The sequence below is a fragment of the Myxococcus sp. CA023 genome, from assembly GCF_010998615.1.
GTDB lineage: Bacteria > Myxococcota > Myxococcia > Myxococcales > Myxococcaceae > Myxococcus.
The window spans coordinates 22225-39008 of the sequence record NZ_JAAEAH010000067.1 but is presented as its reverse complement, the minus strand read 5'-3'; the positions used below and the strand labels follow the sequence as shown (position 1 = coordinate 39008).

Genomic DNA, 16784 nt, shown 5'->3' with positions numbered 1-16784 from the left:
CTCGCCCATGCCGGCACGCGCAGTCCCCATTCGCGCACCGGAGCAGGTGCGATAGGTAGAGGAGCCACATGGACATGCGGCACCTCCGAATCCTCCTACTGTCGGCGCTGGGGCTCCTCGCCTCGGCCTGTCCGAGCCCCACCCGCGCTCCCGTCACCAAGCCCGAGGACGCACTCGTCGGCCTGTCCCGCAAGATGGAGCCCCGGGACGACGGTGACGTCGCGTCCCTGCGGACCGCCGTCGCCGAGAGCCTCGTGTGGCTGCGGAGCCGTCCGTCTGACCACCGCTTCATCTACGGCGCGCGGCAGGTCTCCATCGCCGAGCTGCGGACCGCCCTGGAGCGCCTGCACGCGCGGCTTCGCGAGGACCTCACGCCGGAGGCGCTGTGGGCCCTGGTCCTGGAGGACTTCGAGCCGCTGGAGGCCGCCGGAGGCGAGGACGGCCAGGTGCTCTTCACCGGCTACTACGAGCCCACCATCGAGGCGAGCCTGACGCGCACGGACGTGTACAACGTGCCCATCCACGGGCCTCCGTCCGACTTGATTGAGGTCCCGCTGGAGACCTTCGCGGAGCGCTTCAAGTCGGAGCGCGTCTTCGGCCGGCTCGATGGGCGGAAGGTGGTGCCGTACTGGTCGCGCGGGGACATCCGTGGGGGGCGGCTCAGCGGACGGAAGCTGGAGCTGGCATGGGCCAAGGACCCGGTGGCGCTCTTCTTTCTGGAGGTGCAGGGCAGCGGTTCGTTGCTCCTGCCGGATGGGAGCCGGCGCCGCATCGGCTACGCCGCGTCGAATGGGAAGCCGTACCGCAGCATCGGCTCGCTGCTCATCCAGGAGGGCGCCATCCCCAAGGAGGAGATGTCGATGCAGGCGCTGCGCGCGTGGCTGGCCGCGAATCCTCAGCAGTGCCACCGGGTGCTCGACCATAACGAGTCCTACGTGTTCTTCCGCTTCCTCAACACCGCGTCGGTGGGTTCGCTCGGGCGGCCGGTGACCGCGGGGCGCTCCATCGCGACGGACGCGCGGCTGTTCCCCAAGGGCGGCCTGGCCTTCATCCACACCGAGCGCCCGGTGCGCATGGCGGACGGCTCCGTGCAGTGGAAGCCGCTGTCGCGCTTCGTGCTCAACCAGGACACGGGCGGGGCCATCCGGGGCGCGGGCCGGGTGGATGTCTTCTGGGGCGCGGGCCCGCAGGCGGAGCTGGCGGCGGGGATGATGAAGCAGAAGGGGCGGCTGCTCTTCCTCGTCCCCCGGCCCGGCCGCGCCGCGCCCCTGGTGGCGCCGGTGCCCGTCACGCCCCCGAAGTAGCGGCCTTCAAGGTGAGGTGCACCGGCGTGGCGTTGGCGAGGTTGTCGCTCACCGGGCAGCGCGCCTCCACCTCGCGCTTGAGGAGGGCGAGTTGATCCGCGTTCGCGGGCGTGTGGACCTGGATGGTGACCTCCAGGGCCTGGTAGCCCGCGCGGGCGCCGCCGCGCTTGCCGGCGAACGTCGACGGGTCCAATGAGCCGCGCACGGTGATGTCCGTGCTCGTCACCGGGATGCCCAGCTCCCGGGCGATGTAGAAGGTCATGTCGTTCAGGCAGCCCGTCCATGAATATCTTGAAGGCGCCCGCGTCGGTGATGCTGCGCGCCATGCTCTCTCCGACGGTACGGACCTCTCCGGTATACAGCGGGCTTTCCATCACGGGGTTCTCCTTGTGAGAGGAAATACGACCCACCATGTGCATCCTGGTTGCCGCCGCGCGCGACTGCCCTGGGGGACGAGGGCGCGGGGCCTGGCACGGGAGCAGGGAGGGGAGCAGGGGTTTCCGCCCGCCACCGAGAGACGCAGGTGGCACGCATGCGCCCAAACCGGGCAGTATGGCGCCCGTCTCCCTTGTCACGGGTGGCCTGTGCACACCCTGCCCGGCGCGGATGCCGGTGTGGCACCGTGGGGAGAAGACACGAGGCACCTGGGATGAGCAGCGACGTGGCGGAAACGAAAGACGGAGTGGTTCTTCTCGACTATGCGCAGCTCGTGGAGGGCGCGGATCTGAGCGCCGCCATCGAGCGCGCCTACGGGCATGACGGCATTGGCCTGCTCGTCGTTCGGGGCATCCCCGGGCTGGCCGAGCTGCGCGACAACCTGCTGCCCCTGGGCTTCCGCTTCGCCGCGCTGCCCACCGAGGTGAAGGACCGCTACGTCCACGCGCGCAGCAGCTACTCGTTCGGCTGGAGCCACGGGAAGGAGCTGCTGCGCCCTGGCCAGTTCGACGAGTTCAAGGGCTCGTACTACAACAACCCGCAGTACGACGTGCCGCACACCGACGCGGAGCTCATCGAGAAGCACCCGGAGAACTACCACCCCAACGTGTGGCCGGACGCGGACTTCCCGGAGCTGCGGCCCGCCTTCATGACGCTGGGCCAGCGGATGGTGGACGTGGGCGTGCTGGTCGCCGAGCAGTGCGACAAGTACGTGCAGGCCAAACTGGGCAGCCGCCTGGCACCGGACGCGGCGCTGGCTCGGACGATTCGTGATTCGCGCGCATGCAAGGCGCGGCTGCTCTACTACTTCGCCATCAACGAGGACGCGACGCCGCGCACGCGCGACTCGTGGTGCGGCTGGCACAGCGACCACGGCTCGCTCACGGCGCTCTGCCCGGCCATGTACTTCGAGGCCGAGCCGGGCGCGACGGAGCCGGCGCGCAAGGACATCCCGGTGCCGGACCCGGAGGCGGGCCTGTACGTGCGCACGCGGTCCGGCGAGGAGCGCAAGGTCGTCATCCCGAAGGACAGCCTGGCCTTCCAGATTGGCGAAAGCTCCCAGATTGTCACCGGCGGGCTGCTGCGGTCCACGCCGCACGCGGTGCAGGCGCTGGCCCATCCGGCCAGCCGCAACATCTCCCGCTCCACCTTCGCGGTGTTCATGCAGCCGGACAATGACATGCACCTGCGTCCGCCGGAGGGCGTGGACCCCGCCGAGCAGAAGGTGGGCGCCTTCCAGCCTGGAATGACTTTCGGCGATTTCGCCAAGGCGACGTTCGCGAAGTTCTACAACCCCTACGCGTAGCGTGCTCCGCCCACACGGACATCCTGCGCCGTTGACCTGAATGGAGAGGAGACACCCCATGCGAGCTCTTGGATTGGCGGTCGTGCTTTCAATGGCCGGGGTGCCGGTGGCGGCGGAGGCGGCCTCGCTCCGCTGTGGCCAGGCGCTGGTGGCGGATGGGGCGCTCAAGACCGAGGTGCTCGCCAAGTGTGGGGAGCCGGCGGCGAAGAGCTTCCGCACGGTGACGGACTCGGCGGGCTCGGTGACGCCGGACAGGAACACGGGGGGCGTCACGACGGAGCGGCGGTCCGTCACCCGGGAGTACGAGGAGTGGACCTACAACTTCGGGCCGCGCCGCTTCATGCAGGTGGTGACGTTCGAGAACGGCCGCCTCATCGACGTGCAGAGCGCGGGCTACGGCAGCGAGTAGCCGGGCCGGGATGTGCCACCCGGACGGAGAGTGATAGCCTCCCGGTTCCACTGCTGGAACTGGGGCCGTTCAATGATGCACGGGTTTCGCTGGGGCATTGGGCTGAGTGCCATGGCGGCGGTGCTCGGAGGCCTGGGCATGTGGCGCGCGGAGCGGGCGGCGCAGCCGGTGCTCGTGGAGGTGCCCTTTCCGGAGTTCGCGCAGCTCCCCTCCCTGCCGCCGCTCCCCCTTCCGCCGCCGACGATGGATGGCGCGGCGGATTCGATTCGGGTCCGGGCTGTCTCCCAGAGCAGCGGTGCGCCGCTGGCGGGCGCTCGGGTATCCCTCCTCCGAGGGTTGTTCACGTCCGGCCTGGGACATCAGTTGCCCGACGAGACGGCGCTGACGGACGCGTCGGGCGCGGCGACCTTCATGGCGCCTGGCGCGGGCGTGATGACCGTCTGTGCACGGGGGGCCGGTCACTCCGAGCGCTGTGAGCGGGACGTGGGAGTGGTCGCCGGGGGCTCGCTCGTCGTGGAGCTGAAGTTGCCGCCAGGGGCCGTCGTGGAGGGGCAGGTCCTCCTGCATGACGGGACGCCGGCGGAGGGTGTCCGGCTGGTCGCGCACGGTGACCCGATGTTGCTGGAGATGACGCCTGTCTGGGCCACGACGGATGCACAGGGGCGCTACACGCTGGATGGCGTGACGCCGGGCTACCCCGTCAGCATGACGCCCTTCTCCCCTGTGGGAGAGGGGCTCAGCCGGTCCGTGGGCGCGGAGCTGACCGCCGGCGAGGTGCGGCAGTTCGACTTCCAGCTCGGCGCGTTCGTTCCGGTCACCGTCAAACCGGTGATGGGGCGCCGGCGTGGGGTGGAGTCGGTGGAGTCCGTCCACGTGAATGTCCAGCTCCAGCCCCAGCAGGACGGCACCTTCACGGGCATCACCGAGTCGGGGCGCCACTCCGTCTCCGTGTGGGGCCGCCGGAACGGGCGGGCGGTGTCGGCACGGAAGGATGTGACGCTGGCGCCCGGTGCTCCGGCGGTCATCGCGTTCCCCTTCTCCGCGCTCGAGGAGGGCGGGAGGGTGTGGCCGTGGTACTCCAGCGACCCTGGCGAGTTCGAGGTCTCCGGTCGCGTCTTCCTCCCGGACGGCACGCCCGTGAAGGGAGCCTGGATTGGGTCACAGAAGCCCGGTCCACGGGGGCGGGGGTGTGGCAACTCGCCCGAGGACCATGCGCAGGTCCGCTTCGATGGCCCCGAATTCGTGGTGACGCCCCGGGTGGGAGCGGGGCGAATCTTCGCGTGGCTGCCGGATGGCCGCGCGGGCAGCGCCGTCGTCCGAGGCGGGAAGGGGGAGCGTGTGTCCGTCGACATCCACCTGGAGGAGACGGGCGCCGTCGCCGGGATGATGGATTTCGGGGACGACCACCTCTTTGGCTCCCGCGAGGCAATCACCGTCAACCATGAGTGGGTCGGTGCGTCGCACTACACGCTGTTGGATGGCCGCATCTTCGTGCCGGGGTTGAAGCCGGGGAGACACGTGCTGCGCACCTCTCTTGGGACGGTGGAGTTCAACGTCAACGCCCGCGAGGTGACGAACGTGGGCGTGTTGAGACGGCCGCCGGAGCCGGAGGCCGCGGTCTCTGATTCAGAGGTCGCGGCCTCGGAGCCGTGAGCTGCTGCGCGACTACCGCGCCACCTTCCGCAGCTCGTCGTCGATGATGGCGCGGAAGTGCTCCACTGGCCGGGCGCCCGTCACCGGACGGCCGTTGATGAAGAACGTGGGCGTGCCCGTTGCGCCCACGCGCATGGCCTGGGCGACGTCCGCGGACACGTGCGCGTCATGCTTGCGCGAGTCCAGCGCCGCGTTGAAGCGGCCCACGTCCAGGCCCACCTGCCGCGCGTAGTTCTCCAGCGACGCCCGGTCCAGCTTGCGCTGATTGGCGAAGAGCACGTCGTGGAACTCCCAGAACCTGCCCTGCGCGTGCGCCTCCATGGCCGCCTCCGCCGCCACCTGTGCGTTCGCGTGCTGCGCCAGGGGCTGGTGCTTGAAGGCCACCCGCAGCTTGCCGGGGTACGCGGCCTCCAGCGCCTTCATTGTCGGCACCACGCGGGCGCAGAACGGGCACTCGAAATCCGAGAACGCCACCACCGTCACCGGCGCGTTGGCCGGGCCCCGGGTCGGCGCGGTGCCTACGTCCACCTGCTGGATGGCCGGCTCCTCGGGCATCATCTGCTCCGTGGGCGGGCTGTCCTTTCCGGCGGAGATGGTGCGCGCGTAGACCTCCGTCGGCCGCACGCCCGTTCGCACCAGGGCCTCCGCCTTGCTCAGTTCCTCGTCCACCACGCCCGTGAAGACCTCCAGCGGCTGGGCCCCGCTGATGAAGCGGCCATTCACGTAGAAGGCCGGCGTGCCGGTGGCGCCCAACTGCATCGCCAGCGCTTCGTCCTGGCGGATGCGCTCCGCCAGCCGCGGGTCCGCGCGGTCCTGGTTCCAGCGCGAGATGTTCAAGCCCACCTTCATGGCGTATCGCTCCAGGTCGGCCTCGCTCAGCGCCCGCGAGTTGGTGAAGAGCGCCTCATGCATCTCCCAGAACTTGCCCTGCTCACCCGCCGCCAGCGCCGCCAGCGCCGCCGGCCGCGCGCGCGGGTGGTTGGCCAGCGGGTGGTGCTTCATCACCACGCGCAGCTTGCGGCCATAGCGCTCCTGGAGTTGCTTCACCGTGCCGTTCGCACGTGAGCAGAACGGGCATTCGTAGTCGGAGAACTCCACCAACGTGACGAGCGCGTCCTCCGCTCCCGCCGTCGGCGAGTCATTGACCGGCACCTTGTAGACGGTGGGCGAAATCGGCGCACGCGGACGCGCGCCGGGGGCGGGGGCCTTCGCCGCGAGGTTGGCCGCGTGGGCCGTTCCCGTGGCCAGTTCGGTGGGACGCGCCAGGCGCCCTCCCGCGAAGCCCAACGCCAGACCGACACTCAGGCTCACCCAGACAGACGACTTGGACATGGTGTTCTCCAGGAAAAGACACACCCGTGGCGCCGCGGTCCGCCGCGTGACACCACCGGACCAGGCTTGCTCAGGCCCGGCGCCCAAGGAGTGACGCGAGGCGATTGGGAGTTTCAGCGCGGCCTCGAAGAATCTCCGCGCCGCTGGCGGTCCCCATGGGGGCAGGCGGTGGCCCGCCAGGTGGGCGGCTCTCCCAGCGCATCCCGGTTGGGCCCGTGGTTGTCCGTCACCCGGCAGGCCCCACCTTTGAAGCGGAAGGGAGGTCAGGGCCTCATGCTGCGCAAGGCAAGCTTGTGGGTGTTGGGTATCGTGGGGCTGTCGATGTTGCTCTGTGGCGGCGTGGCGACGGCGCAAGGCACACAGCAGGTGCCCGCGCGGACGGAGCAGGCGCCAACGGGACAGGCCCTGACTTCAACGGACGCCGCGGCGCTCCAGCGCGAGGTGGACCAACTGCGCGCCGAGCTGTTGCAGCTCCGCCAGGAGGTGACGCAGCTCCGGGGGCAAGTCACGGGCACGGGCGGCGCGGGCATTCCTCCAGGCGCGAGGGTGGTGAGCCCTCGGAGGGACACGGCTGCCCAGCAGGACACGGGCACGGGCGGAACGGGGGCCGCGGGCGTCGTCAATGACGTACCACCCGAGGGCTCGGACGTGCCGTCGCCTCCGGGGACGGCCGTGGTGGATGCCGTCTATACCGGCGTGGTGCGCTCCGTGGGCGACACGGAGGTGGCCATCGACGTCGGGGGCGGTCCGCCACTGCCGCTGCGCGTGGACCCTCGGACGCGGGTGTTCCGGGACGGGCGCAATATCGCCTTGCGGAAGCTCAAGCCCGGCGAGCAGGTCCGGGCGGTGGTGAACCTGCTGGATGAAGAGCGGACGATGGAGATTTCCGTGCTCCCCTCCACCCCGGCTGGGAAGTGAGGTGCCAGGCCCATCCACGCTTCGTCAGTCGCACGCCCGATGCTCGTCCCCGAGGGGGAGGTTCCCATCATGTCTGCTTACGACCGTTACCGTGCACTCCTGAACAAGCTGCGGCTCGTCCGCGCCCGGCACCCTGAAGGCGACTCACCCGAGGAGGACGGTCTGCTCGACGACATGGATGAAGTCTGGATGGAGATGAGCGAGGGCGAACGCTCCGCCATGGCCACCGAAAGGGCCCGGGTGCTGGGCCTTCCCGTAGCCCAACCCGCGGATTCGGCGGCGCAGCCCTGACGCCGCGGCCCTACTTGCGCACGGGCGGCAGGGAGGACCCCGAGGAGGTCGCGCCGCCGGACTCCGGCTTCATCCGCCGCGGTCCGGCGTCCCGCTCCCGGGCCTTCAGCACCGCGTGGGAGTAGTCCACCACCGACGCGAAGGACAGGACGCCGATGAGTGCCACCAGGGGCACCACCGCGGGGGGAAACAGCAGCACGCACAGCAGCGTCACCAACTGCAAGGAAGTGACGGCCTTGCCCAGCATCCGCGCTTTCAGTTCGACCGAGCGCAGCCTGGGCGCCAGTCGAGCGACGAAGAAGCCCACGGTGGTGCCGACGTCGCGCAGCACCAGCAGCAGCACCGCCACCCCGCTGATGAGCCCGTCGAGGTAGCAGACGAGGATGGCCGTCACCATGAAGGCGCGGTCAGCCACCGGGTCGATGAGCGCGCCCAGTCGCGTGGCGAGCCCCTTGTGCCGGGCAATCCACCCATCCAGGAAGTCCGTGAAGGCGGCCAACACCACGAGCCCCGCGCGAACCCAGGCATCCGGGACGAGGATGAAGGCCACCGCCAGGGGCAGCCGGGTCAGCGACAAGGTGTTGAGCAGCGCGAGGCTCGCCTGTCGGCGCATACGACTCAAGGTAGTGCTCGGTCCCAGCCGCGCATGTTTCGGGGGCGGCGAGCGTTCAGCGGTAGACCCACCCCCGGGAACGCGGGGCAGTCAGGGAGCGACCGGACTGGAGCGAGCGTGAGGGAACTCCAGGCCCGTGAGAAACCTCCAACCCGCGGCGCCACCTGTCGTGCCGCCCTGACTCCTGGAGATGGCTGCTTCGTGTCCGCGTTCGACTGCTCGCCGTGCTCGTCCACCCCGTCCTGGCCCGCCACCGAGGGCCGCTTTCGTCCGTGGGCCTGGACGCTCTTGTGGGCCTTGTGCCTGCTCCCTGCGTCCGGGTGGGCCGCGGAGGAGGGCCAGCCCCAGCCCGCGACGCGGGAGGAGCTGACGCGCTACGCATGGTTGCCGGCCCAGGCGATGGTGCGCCCCTTGGATGCCGCGGTGGCGCCGCCGGAGGGCTACACGCGGGTGCCGGTGGTGAAGGGCTCCTTCGGGGCCTGGCTGCGAGGCCTGCCGCTGCGGCCGGACGGCACGCCGGTGCTCAGTCACCAGGGCGGGCGGATTCTGGCGCCGGAGGACGCGCGGTTGGCGGCGGTGGCGGAGTTGGACGTGGGCACCGCCAACCTCCAGCAGTGCGCGGACTCCGTCATCCGCCTCCATGCGGAGTGGCTCTGGGCCAGCGGCAAGCGGGAGCGCCTGGCCTACCGCTTCACCAGCGGGCACCTGGCGGAGTGGCCTCGGTACGCGGAAGGGGACCGGGCGCGGGTATCGGGCTCGAAGGTGTCGTGGGTGCGCGGCGCGGCGCCGGATGCCTCACGCGCCAGCTTCCGCGCGTGGCTGGACATGGTCTTCACCTACGCGGGCACGCACTCACTGGAATCCCTCAAGGGGCGGCCCTCGCGCGAGGACGTGCGGCCCGGGGACTTCTTCGTGCTGGGTGGAAGTCCCGGGCACGCGGTGCTGGTGCTGGACGTGGCGGCCAACGCGGCGGGGAAGCGGGTGGCGCTGCTGGGGCAGGGGTTCATGCCCGCGCAGGACTTCCACGTGCTCTCCGCGGGAGGCGACACCGGACCCTGGTTTCCGCTGGAGGGCGAGGACGTGGTGACGCCCTTCTGGAAGCCCTTCCCCTGGTCCTCACTGCGGCGCTTCTGACCGCGGGCTCAAGCCTCGCCGGCCATCCTGGGTGGAGCCCCCCGGCTACACCTGGACGGCACGGGGCGAGGCCTGGCTCGCGGCGACCCTCACGAGTGGAGCGGCTGGCTCAGGCGCGACGGCTGGGACGCGGCGGCCGCGGCGGCGGAGGCCTCCGGCTCACGCGTGAGGTACTGGATGAGGCTGTTCTCCTTGCCCAGGTACGTGTCGAACTGGTTCACGCCGTTCTCCAGCAGGCCGGCCTTGTCGAGCTGCGCGTGCATGGCGGGCAGGTTGTAGAAGGGCACGGAGGGGAAGGCGTGGTGGGTGAGGTGCAGATTCACGTTGAGCGGCGCGATGAAGAAGTTCTCCAGCGCGGTGCCCAGCACGTCGCGCGTCTCGCGCGTCTCGTCACCGGACTTCGTCTCCTCGATGGGGTGCTCACCCAGGGCGCGCATCCGGAAGAAGGCCATCATCACCGTCGTCGTCGGCAGCACCCACAAGAGCAGCCAGTGCAGCCACGCGCCCGTCGTCACCAGCACCGTGACGAGCGTGGCCACGTACAGCCAGTAGCGCAGGTGCTCGCCCGCGGAGATGCGGGGCTGGGCGCGGCCCACCAGGCGGCCCCAGTACGTCCAGGGCAGCACCACCTTCAGGTGGTTGGGGGCGTACAGGCCCAGCGCATCCGCCAGGAAGACGGCCGTGGCGCGCATCGGCGTGCGGGGGAAGTGCCAGGAGGCGTCCACCAACTGGCCGGCCAGGTACGGGTCCTTCGGCGTATTCACGTAGCGGTGGTGCAGCATGTGCTCGTGCCGGTAGCCCGCCGTCGTCATGTTCAGCGGGAAGGCGCAGAGCAGATCGCTGACCACGTCCGACACCTTGCGGTTGGACAGGAAGTGGTAGTGCGCCGCCTCGTGCATCAGCGCCAGCAGCGCGTGCTGCCGGGTGGCGATGAGCACCGCCGCCAGCGGCCAGGCCCACCAGCGGTCCACGAATAGAACGAAGGCAAATGCCGCCACGATGACCAGCCACTGAGAGGCCATGGCCCACAGCGCACGACCATTGTTCACCTTCGACATCTCCCGGGTGATGGCCGCCAGCGCCTTGCGGTCCACTCGGTGCGCGTACTGAATGTCGGCCTCATCCACCACTTGAGCGTACATGTCGGGGGGCTCCTTCTGCTTTACTCGGAAGCAGGGTGTTCCTGGACTCTTTCGCGCGGAAATGGGTGGTGAGGCAAGAAAATTCTTTCTGGAATGCACGTGTTCCAGAGTGAGCGCGCCTATTCGGGTCATCCTGTACCCCATGGGGGTCTGATTTGTCCCGCCCATTCACTCGAAGTGGGGTGGGTTTCTACCCTTCTTTGTAGGAAATCGTCCGCTCGGCGCTGGAAACCGCGGGGCTCCGGACATGACAAGGGCCTGGAGACCGGTGTTGGTCGCCAGGCCCTCGTTCACTCCCGGGTGGGTGGGCTCAGGTGGGGGTCCACTCCACTTTCAGGTGCTTCATCTGCCGCAGCACCAGGCTCTGCCAGGTGCCGAAGTCCTGGCCGGGGACGAGCTTCGGGTCCGGCAGCCGGTCCAGGAGGATGTTGGTCGTGATTTCGAACTGGAGCCGGGCCAGGGGCGCGCCCAGGCAGAAGTGGGTGCCGCGGCCGTAGGTGAGGTGCTGCGGCACCTTCTCCCGGTCCACGTCCAGCTTGCTGGAATGGGGGCAGAGGGATTCGTCCCGGCTGCCGGCGGCGAAGAGGAGCAGCAGGCGCGAGCCCTGGGGAATCTTCACCCCGCTCAGCTCCACGTCCTCCTTCGCGGTGCGAATCATGGCGTGGGAGACGGAGTCGTAACGGCTGGACTCCTCGAGGAACTTCGGCACCAGGTCGCGGTTGTCGCGCAGCCGCTGCCACAGGCCATGCTGCAGGGCCAGCTTCCAGGCGTTGGCCATCAGCGCGGTGGTGGACTCATGGCCGGCCGACAGCATGGATGCGCCCACGGCCATGACCAGCTCGTGCATCGTCAGGGCCTCGCCGTCGCTCTCCACGGCCACCAGGTAGCTGGTGAGGTCCTCCTGCGGGTTCTTCTTCCGGTCCTCGATGAGGCGGATGCAGTACTGCTGGAACTCGATGACGCCCTTCGCCATCTCCACCTGGAGCTCGGGGGCCACGTACTCGAAGACGAGCTGCTGCCAGTCGGAGCTCCAGCGCTTGATCTTCCAGACGTCCTCTTGCGGTACGCCCATGACGCCGAGGATGACGTGGACGGGGAGCGGCCAGGCGAGCTGCTGCACCAGGTCCGCCTGGCCCTCCTGGGCGAAGCGGTCCACCAGGGTGGTGGCCATCTCCTGGATGAAGGGGCCCATGCCGGCGATGCGCTGCGCGGTGAAGCCCCGGTTCATCAGGCGGCGCAGGCGGGTGTGCTCGGGGGGGTCCATGCCCAGCAGCACGTGCGCGGTGGGGAAGCCCTGGTCCAGGACGGCCTTGGCCTCGTCCGTGAGGTGGGTGCCGCTCGCCAGCATGTCCCGGTTGGAGTACTGCGCCGGGCTCTTCAGCACCTGGGAGATGTCCTCGTAACGGCTGACCAGCCACATGTTCAGCATGGGGCTGAAGCTGACGGGCTCGTCCTTGCGCAGCTTCTCGAAGAAGGCGTGCGGGTCCTCCGCGTGGGGGCCCGTGAACGGGTTGTACTGGGCACCCAGGTGGGGACAACGGCCCGCGGACGCGTGGGCTGGAACTCCGGTCTCTTCCTGCTTCTGCACGGACACAGGCATGGCGTGGCTCGCCAGACGAGCGCGGCCCCCCGGCACGCGTTTCGTCTGCAACGGGTGAATGGCAATGGAGGGGCCAGGCCCCTACAGGCGGTGGGTCAGGGGTGTGGGGAGCCGGCGAGGAACGACCGGGCAGGGTGGGGCTCCCCTAATCCGCCTATACAACGAATCCTGGCTTTATTGCCAGTAAGGGCACACTTTTTCATCTTCACTGGTTTTTAGTGTTGACGTTTGATTCCAGTAAAAATGCGACCAGGGCCGGACAGTGTGCGGAGGTTCACTCAGAGCGCGCCATTCGGGCGGACTGAGGGCGCACCTGGAGCGTGCCCACCGGATGGCGGTGGTCAGGACTCCAGGGCATGAGGGGGGGGAATCGGGCGGAGGCTCAGCCCAGCTTCTTCTTGTTCTTCTGGCGGTGCTGGGCCACCCAGGCGCGCGCCTCTTCGTGGTCCTTCACGAAGGTCGTCTCGAAGCGCGCCTTGCCGGTGAAGAGCATGCCCAGCGCGATGACCTTGCCGAAGGTCTGCTGCACCACGTCCGCGCCGACGTACACGGTGCCCTTGAACCAGTCCGCCTTGCCGTTCTCCGACAGGTAGCGCCGGGGCTCCGCGCCCAACTGGGAGCGGCCGATGTCGGCGATCAGGTAGTAGGGCCCGTATTGCTGGGCAATCTCCCCGTACACGTCGACCGCGCGCTTGATTTCATCCAGGTCGATGGGACCGACGAAGGTCGCCTGCACGACGTCGGGCGCCTCGTAGCGCACCGAGTGGGAACCGAATTTCCATTCCAGTTGCTGCATGTCACTCCCTCCAGAAACCCTGGTGAGCATAACGCTCACCAGGGAATAGCGCGAGATGCATGCCTGTCAATTTGGGCGTGGAATTCCCGACCTGCTATCCTGCTTTGCTCTTGAGCCGGAGCCGGTGCTGGGCCACCCAGGCGCGGGCTTCGTCCTGCGTCTTCACGAACACCGTCTCGAAGGTCGACTTGCCGGTGAAGAGCAGCGCCAGGGCAATGGCCTTGACGAAGGTCTGCATGACGATGTCGGCGCCGACGTAGAGGATGGCGTGGTACCAGTCGGAGCTGGCCTTCTCCGACATGTACCGGCGGCCGGCTGCTTCGAGCTGCGAGCGGCCGATGTCCGCGATGAGGTAGTACTGACCGTGGTCGGTGGCCGTCTGCTGGTAGAGCGCCACCGTCTCCTTCACCTCTTCCAGGGTGATGAGTCCGTTGAACTCCGCGACCAGGGTGTCTGGCTCCTCGAAGTGGGCCCGGTGGGCTCCGCACTGCCAATCCCGAGGCTGCTGTTTCATCGCTTCCCCCTCCCAGTTGTTCCTGCCTGGATGAGAATACCGCTGAGACAGCGTCCAAGCGAATCGTGGCTCTCCCTTGGTTCATGATGACTCATCGGGCGTGATTGTTTTTGCGGGACGCGCATGGATGTCTGGAAGGTTTGTTTTCATTCAGTGCGCAAGACTTCCGGGATGTTGACGCGCGGACCGACCCCGGATTCCCGGGCTTGACGGGGGTGGGTGTGGCTGGAGTCATGCCCGCGCATGAGACGCGTCTCCTCCATCGTGCTCGCGCTGGGCCTCGTCGTGGGCCTGGGCGTCTGGGGCTGCCGGCGGCAGGACGCGGCGGGCGAGGCCGGGGGCCGCACGCGGCTGGTCTTCAAGTATCAGCCGCTGTGGGGGCCGCCGGAGCCGTTCCGCGAGCTGCTGGCGCGCTTCGAGCGGGAGAATCCAGGGGTGGAGCTCGTCACGGAGGCGCTGCCCAACGCGTCCGACCTGGCGCACCAGTTCTTCCTCACGTCGCTGGAGGGTGGGGCGAGGGATTTCGACGTGCTGGTGGCGGACGTCGTCTGGGTGCCCGAGTTCGCGCGCGCTGGGTGGATTGCGGACCTGTCCGCGGAGTTCCCGCCCGAGCGACTGCGCGAGGACTTCTTCCCCGGCCCCGTGGAGGCCGTGGTGGTGGAGGGGCGCACGTACGCGGTGCCCTGGTACCTGGACGTGGGGCTGCTCTACTACCGCACGGACCTGGTGCCGCGCGCGCCGCGCACCTACGCGGAGCTGGAGCGCTTCGCGCGCGAGGCGATGGCGAAGACGCCCGGGCTCCAGGGCTACGTGTGGCAGGGGAGGCAGTACGAAGGCCTGTCCTGCAATGTGTACGAGGCGCTGTGGGGGCACGGCGGCCGGGCGCTGTCGGAGGATGGGCGGGTGCTGCTGGATGACGTGCCCGCGCGCGAGGCGCTCGCGTATCTGCGAGGGCTGGTGGAGCGCGGGGTGTCACCCGCGACGGTGACGGGCTTCTCGGAGGAGGAGTCGCGGCGGGTGTTCCAGGAGGGGCGCGCGGTGTTCATGCGCAACTGGCCGTATGCGTGGAGCGAGGCGCAGAAGCCGGACTCGCCCATTCGCGGCAAGGTGGGCATCGCCCCGTTGCCGACGGTGAGCGGCGAGCCGGGTTCGGGGGCGCTGGGCGGGTGGCAGTTGGCTGTGAATGCCCATGTGTCGCCGGAGCGGCGGAAGCTGGCGGCGCGGCTGATTGCGCACCTCACGTCCCCGGAGGCCAACCGGGTGCTGGCGCTGAACTACGCGCGCAACCCGCCTCGGCCTGCCGTGTATCAGGATGCGCGGCTGCGCGAGGAGGCGCCGTTCATCGCCGGGCTGCTGCCCATGGTGGAGCGCGCGAAGCCGCGGCCGGTGACGCCGTACTACAATCTGATTTCGGATGTGCTCCAGAGCGAGTTCTCCGCCGCCGTGGCCGGCCTGCGCACGCCCGAGGCTGCGTTGAAGCGCGCGCAGCGGCAGGTGGACCATCTGACGGGGGAGGGGCCGTGAGCACGCACCGTTTCAGCGGAGGAGGGGAGCGGCGCGCTGGCTCGATGACGGCGGGTGGTCGCGCCTTGGATGCGTGCGGCTCGCGGGTGGGGGCGGCTCCGCCGTGGGAGGCTCGGCGATGAATCCAAGGGGCTCGCTGGCGCGGGAGCGGAGGCAGGCCTACCTGCTGGTGGCGCCGGCGGTGTTGGTGCTGGGGGGCGTGGCGCTGTACCCCATCCTCGCCGCGGTGTGGCTGAGCCTGCACCGCTTCATCCTCGTCTTTGGCGAGCGGCGCTTCACGGGGCTGGAGAACTACGCGTACCTGCTGGGGGACTCGCGCTTCTGGGCGGCGCTGGGAAACACGGCGTACTTCACGGCCGTGGCGGTGACGGTGGAGTTGTTGCTCGCGGTGCCGCTGGCGTTGCTGCTCCAAAAAGCGTTCCCTGGAAGGGGGCTGCTGCGCGCGTCGGTGCTGGTGCCGTGGGCGATTCCCACCGTGGTGAGCGCTCGGCTGTGGGCGTGGATGTTCAACCCCGAGTACGGCGTCATCAACCGGCTGTTGCCCGGGCAGGACATCAACTGGCTGGGGGCACCAGGGTATGCGTTGCACGCGGCCATCCTGGTGGACGTGTGGAAGACGACGCCCTTCGTGGCGCTGTTGGTACTCGCGGGCCTGCAGGGCATCTCCGAGGACCTGTACAAGGCGGCGCGGGTGGACGGGGCTTCGCCGTGGCGGACCTTTGTCTTGATAACGCTGCCGTTGCTCAAGCCGGCGCTGCTGTTGGCGTTGCTGTTCCGTTCGTTGGATGCGTTCCGGGTGTTCGACGCCATCTACGTGCTGACGGAGGGCGGGCCGGCGAACACGACGGAGACGCTGAGCATCTACGCGTACAAGACGCTGATGCGTTCGGGGGACTTCGGGTACGGGAGCACGCTGTCGGTGGCGACCTTCCTGTGCGTGGTGTTGCTGGCGGCGGTGTGGCTGCGGCTCTTGGGGCGCGAGGAGGCGGCGCGATGAAGCGGCCGGGGCTGGGCACCGCGCTGGCGGTGGTGGCGTTCCTGACCTTCTTCCTGGGGCCCTTCTGCTGGCAGGTGCTGACGAGCCTGTGGCCGGATGGCGAGCTGACCCGGCCATTGCCTTCGCACCTGACGCTGGAGAACTACGCGAGCGTCCTGTGGGGCCGGCCCTTCCTGCGCGTGGTGTTGAACTCGCTGGTGGTGGCGGCGCTGACCACGGGCTTCTGTCTCACGGTGGGCGCCGCGGCGGCGTTCGCCCTGGCGAAGCTGGAGTTCCGTGGCAAGGGATTGCTGCTGAGCGCGGCGCTGGCGGTGAGCATGTTCCCGCCGATTGCCACGGTGAGTCCGCTGTATCTGATTCTGCGCACGGTGGGGCTGCGAGACAGCCTGGTGGGACTGGCCTTGCCGTATGCGACGTTCGCTTTGCCGCTGACGCTGTGGGTGCTGACGTCGTTCTTCCGCGCGCTGCCCGACGAGCTCTACCGCGCGGCGCGCGTGGATGGCTGCACGCCGTTCCAGGCCTTCCGGCAGGTGCTGCTGCCCCTGGCCGCGCCGGGACTGGCGACGACGGCCATTCTCGTCTTCATCTTCGCGTGGAATGAATTCCTCTACGCGCTGACGTTCCTCTCCACGCCGGAGAAGCGCACCGTGCCCGTGGCCATCAGCCTGTTCGCCAGCGAGTACCGTGAGCCCTGGGGGGAGATTGCCGCGGCCTCCGTGGTGGCCACGCTGCCCCTGGTGGCGCTGACGGTGCTGTTCCAGCGGCGGATTGTGTCCGGGCTCACCGCGGGCGCGGTGAAGGAGTAGTGGGTGAGCT

Annotated in this window: 17 protein-coding genes; 10 read left to right on the top strand and 7 right to left on the bottom strand. The window is 69.1% G+C overall.

Annotation, left to right across the window (positions count from 1 at the left end):
• Window positions 1-68 precede the first annotated feature (68 nt).
• Entirely contained in the window at window positions 69-1304 is a 1236-nt protein-coding gene (locus F8M74_RS26800) for a murein transglycosylase A (protein WP_141255150.1), read from the top strand.
• Here the strand turns inward: F8M74_RS26800 and F8M74_RS26795 are convergent.
• The gene (locus F8M74_RS26795) at window positions 1288-1566 is read right to left on the bottom strand and encodes an OsmC family protein (RefSeq protein ID WP_239004957.1); all 279 of its coding nucleotides are present in this window, start codon (window positions 1564-1566) and stop codon (window positions 1288-1290) included. The two genes, F8M74_RS26800 and F8M74_RS26795, sit on opposite strands and share 17 nt — an antisense overlap.
• A gap of 387 nt (window positions 1567-1953) precedes the next feature.
• On the opposite strand from F8M74_RS26795, the gene F8M74_RS26790 reads away from it, so the two are divergent.
• The 3 genes from F8M74_RS26790 (at window position 1954) to F8M74_RS26780 (ending at window position 5107) form a co-directional block, all read left to right on the top strand.
• Window positions 1954-3045 (top strand): 2-oxoglutarate and iron-dependent oxygenase domain-containing protein, encoded by a 1092-nt coding sequence (locus F8M74_RS26790; protein WP_141255151.1) that lies wholly within the window; start codon window positions 1954-1956, stop codon window positions 3043-3045.
• Between the two features lie 58 nt (window positions 3046-3103).
• Complete coding sequence (locus F8M74_RS26785) at window positions 3104-3454, top strand: DUF2845 domain-containing protein (RefSeq protein ID WP_228560359.1); 351 nt, start codon at window positions 3104-3106, stop codon at window positions 3452-3454.
• Between the two features lie 72 nt (window positions 3455-3526).
• Complete coding sequence (locus tag F8M74_RS26780) at window positions 3527-5107, top strand: carboxypeptidase-like regulatory domain-containing protein (RefSeq protein WP_141255153.1); 1581 nt, start codon at window positions 3527-3529, stop codon at window positions 5105-5107.
• A 12-nt stretch (window positions 5108-5119) separates the two neighbouring features.
• On the opposite strand, the gene F8M74_RS26775 is transcribed toward F8M74_RS26780, so the two are convergent.
• Window positions 5120-6439, bottom strand: a complete 1320-nt coding sequence (locus tag F8M74_RS26775; RefSeq protein ID WP_141255154.1) for a thioredoxin domain-containing protein — start codon at window positions 6437-6439, stop codon at window positions 5120-5122.
• A gap of 273 nt (window positions 6440-6712) precedes the next feature.
• Here F8M74_RS26775 and F8M74_RS26770 point away from each other — a divergent pair, with 273 nt between their 5' ends.
• Window positions 6713-7357: a hypothetical protein gene (locus F8M74_RS26770; RefSeq protein ID WP_163884576.1), complete on the top strand. Its 645-nt coding sequence runs from the start codon at window positions 6713-6715 to the stop codon at window positions 7355-7357.
• Between the two features lie 69 nt (window positions 7358-7426).
• Window positions 7427-7648 carry a hypothetical protein gene (locus tag F8M74_RS26765; protein WP_228560361.1) on the top strand — a complete coding sequence of 74 codons (222 nt, stop codon included), beginning with the start codon at window positions 7427-7429 and terminating at the stop codon, window positions 7646-7648.
• Between the two features lie 10 nt (window positions 7649-7658).
• Here the strand turns inward: F8M74_RS26765 and F8M74_RS26760 are convergent, their stop codons facing one another.
• Window positions 7659-8261: a CDP-alcohol phosphatidyltransferase family protein gene (locus tag F8M74_RS26760; RefSeq protein WP_090495622.1), complete on the bottom strand. Its 603-nt coding sequence runs from the start codon at window positions 8259-8261 to the stop codon at window positions 7659-7661.
• A 117-nt stretch (window positions 8262-8378) separates the two neighbouring features.
• Between F8M74_RS26760 and F8M74_RS26755 the strand changes: the two genes are divergently transcribed.
• Window positions 8379-9395, top strand: a complete 1017-nt coding sequence (locus tag F8M74_RS26755; protein WP_141255156.1) for a DUF4846 domain-containing protein — start codon at window positions 8379-8381, stop codon at window positions 9393-9395.
• Between the two features lie 89 nt (window positions 9396-9484).
• Here F8M74_RS26755 and F8M74_RS26750 read toward each other — a convergent pair whose 3' ends face one another.
• The 4 genes from F8M74_RS26750 to F8M74_RS26735 form a co-directional block, all read right to left on the bottom strand.
• Window positions 9485-10537 (bottom strand): fatty acid desaturase family protein, encoded by a 1053-nt coding sequence (locus F8M74_RS26750; protein ID WP_141255157.1) that lies wholly within the window; start codon window positions 10535-10537, stop codon window positions 9485-9487.
• A 310-nt stretch (window positions 10538-10847) separates the two neighbouring features.
• Complete coding sequence (locus tag F8M74_RS26745) at window positions 10848-12137, bottom strand: cytochrome P450 (protein WP_141255158.1); 1290 nt, start codon at window positions 12135-12137, stop codon at window positions 10848-10850.
• A gap of 382 nt (window positions 12138-12519) precedes the next feature.
• Window positions 12520-12933 carry an STAS/SEC14 domain-containing protein gene (locus F8M74_RS26740; protein WP_171410306.1) on the bottom strand — a complete coding sequence of 138 codons (414 nt, stop codon included), beginning with the start codon at window positions 12931-12933 and terminating at the stop codon, window positions 12520-12522.
• A gap of 94 nt (window positions 12934-13027) precedes the next feature.
• A complete protein-coding gene (locus F8M74_RS26735) occupies window positions 13028-13447 on the bottom strand; it encodes an STAS/SEC14 domain-containing protein (RefSeq protein WP_140857975.1) in 420 nt (139 codons plus the stop codon).
• 243 nt (window positions 13448-13690) lie between these two features.
• Between F8M74_RS26735 and F8M74_RS26730 the strand changes: the two genes are divergently transcribed.
• From F8M74_RS26730 to F8M74_RS26720, 3 genes are all read left to right on the top strand, one after another.
• The gene (locus tag F8M74_RS26730; protein ID WP_141255160.1) at window positions 13691-14971 is read left to right on the top strand and encodes an ABC transporter substrate-binding protein; all 1281 of its coding nucleotides are present in this window, start codon (window positions 13691-13693) and stop codon (window positions 14969-14971) included.
• 118 nt (window positions 14972-15089) lie between these two features.
• Window positions 15090-15968 (top strand): carbohydrate ABC transporter permease, encoded by an 879-nt coding sequence (locus tag F8M74_RS26725; protein WP_141255161.1) that lies wholly within the window; start codon window positions 15090-15092, stop codon window positions 15966-15968.
• A complete protein-coding gene (locus tag F8M74_RS26720) occupies window positions 15965-16774 on the top strand; it encodes a carbohydrate ABC transporter permease (RefSeq protein WP_141255162.1) in 810 nt (269 codons plus the stop codon). Before F8M74_RS26725 ends, F8M74_RS26720 begins: the two co-directional genes overlap by 4 nt.
• Window positions 16775-16784 lie beyond the last annotated feature (10 nt).

What these genes read in the sequence shown, in the direction of transcription:
- F8M74_RS26765 (WP_228560361.1), top strand. Translation starts at nt 7,427, where the DNA reads ATGTCTGCTTACGACCGTTACCGTGCACTCCTGAACAAGCTGCGGCTC.
- F8M74_RS26740 (WP_171410306.1), bottom strand. Translation starts at nt 12,933, where the DNA reads ATGCAGCAACTGGAATGGAAATTCGGTTCCCACTCGGTGCGCTACGAG.
- F8M74_RS26790 (WP_141255151.1), top strand. Translation starts at nt 1,954, where the DNA reads ATGAGCAGCGACGTGGCGGAAACGAAAGACGGAGTGGTTCTTCTCGAC.
- F8M74_RS26795 (WP_239004957.1), bottom strand. Translation starts at nt 1,566, where the DNA reads ATGACCTTCTACATCGCCCGGGAGCTGGGCATCCCGGTGACGAGCACG.
- F8M74_RS26720 (WP_141255162.1), top strand. Translation starts at nt 15,965, where the DNA reads ATGAAGCGGCCGGGGCTGGGCACCGCGCTGGCGGTGGTGGCGTTCCTG.
- F8M74_RS26745 (WP_141255158.1), bottom strand. Translation starts at nt 12,137, where the DNA reads ATGCCTGTGTCCGTGCAGAAGCAGGAAGAGACCGGAGTTCCAGCCCAC.
- F8M74_RS26750 (WP_141255157.1), bottom strand. Translation starts at nt 10,537, where the DNA reads ATGTACGCTCAAGTGGTGGATGAGGCCGACATTCAGTACGCGCACCGA.
- F8M74_RS26785 (WP_228560359.1), top strand. Translation starts at nt 3,104, where the DNA reads ATGCGAGCTCTTGGATTGGCGGTCGTGCTTTCAATGGCCGGGGTGCCG.
- F8M74_RS26730 (WP_141255160.1), top strand. Translation starts at nt 13,691, where the DNA reads ATGAGACGCGTCTCCTCCATCGTGCTCGCGCTGGGCCTCGTCGTGGGC.
- F8M74_RS26760 (WP_090495622.1), bottom strand. Translation starts at nt 8,261, where the DNA reads ATGCGCCGACAGGCGAGCCTCGCGCTGCTCAACACCTTGTCGCTGACC.
- F8M74_RS26775 (WP_141255154.1), bottom strand. Translation starts at nt 6,439, where the DNA reads ATGTCCAAGTCGTCTGTCTGGGTGAGCCTGAGTGTCGGTCTGGCGTTG.
- F8M74_RS26770 (WP_163884576.1), top strand. Translation starts at nt 6,713, where the DNA reads ATGCTGCGCAAGGCAAGCTTGTGGGTGTTGGGTATCGTGGGGCTGTCG.
- F8M74_RS26800 (WP_141255150.1), top strand. Translation starts at nt 69, where the DNA reads ATGGACATGCGGCACCTCCGAATCCTCCTACTGTCGGCGCTGGGGCTC.
- F8M74_RS26735 (WP_140857975.1), bottom strand. Translation starts at nt 13,447, where the DNA reads ATGAAACAGCAGCCTCGGGATTGGCAGTGCGGAGCCCACCGGGCCCAC.
- F8M74_RS26780 (WP_141255153.1), top strand. Translation starts at nt 3,527, where the DNA reads ATGATGCACGGGTTTCGCTGGGGCATTGGGCTGAGTGCCATGGCGGCG.
- F8M74_RS26725 (WP_141255161.1), top strand. Translation starts at nt 15,090, where the DNA reads ATGAATCCAAGGGGCTCGCTGGCGCGGGAGCGGAGGCAGGCCTACCTG.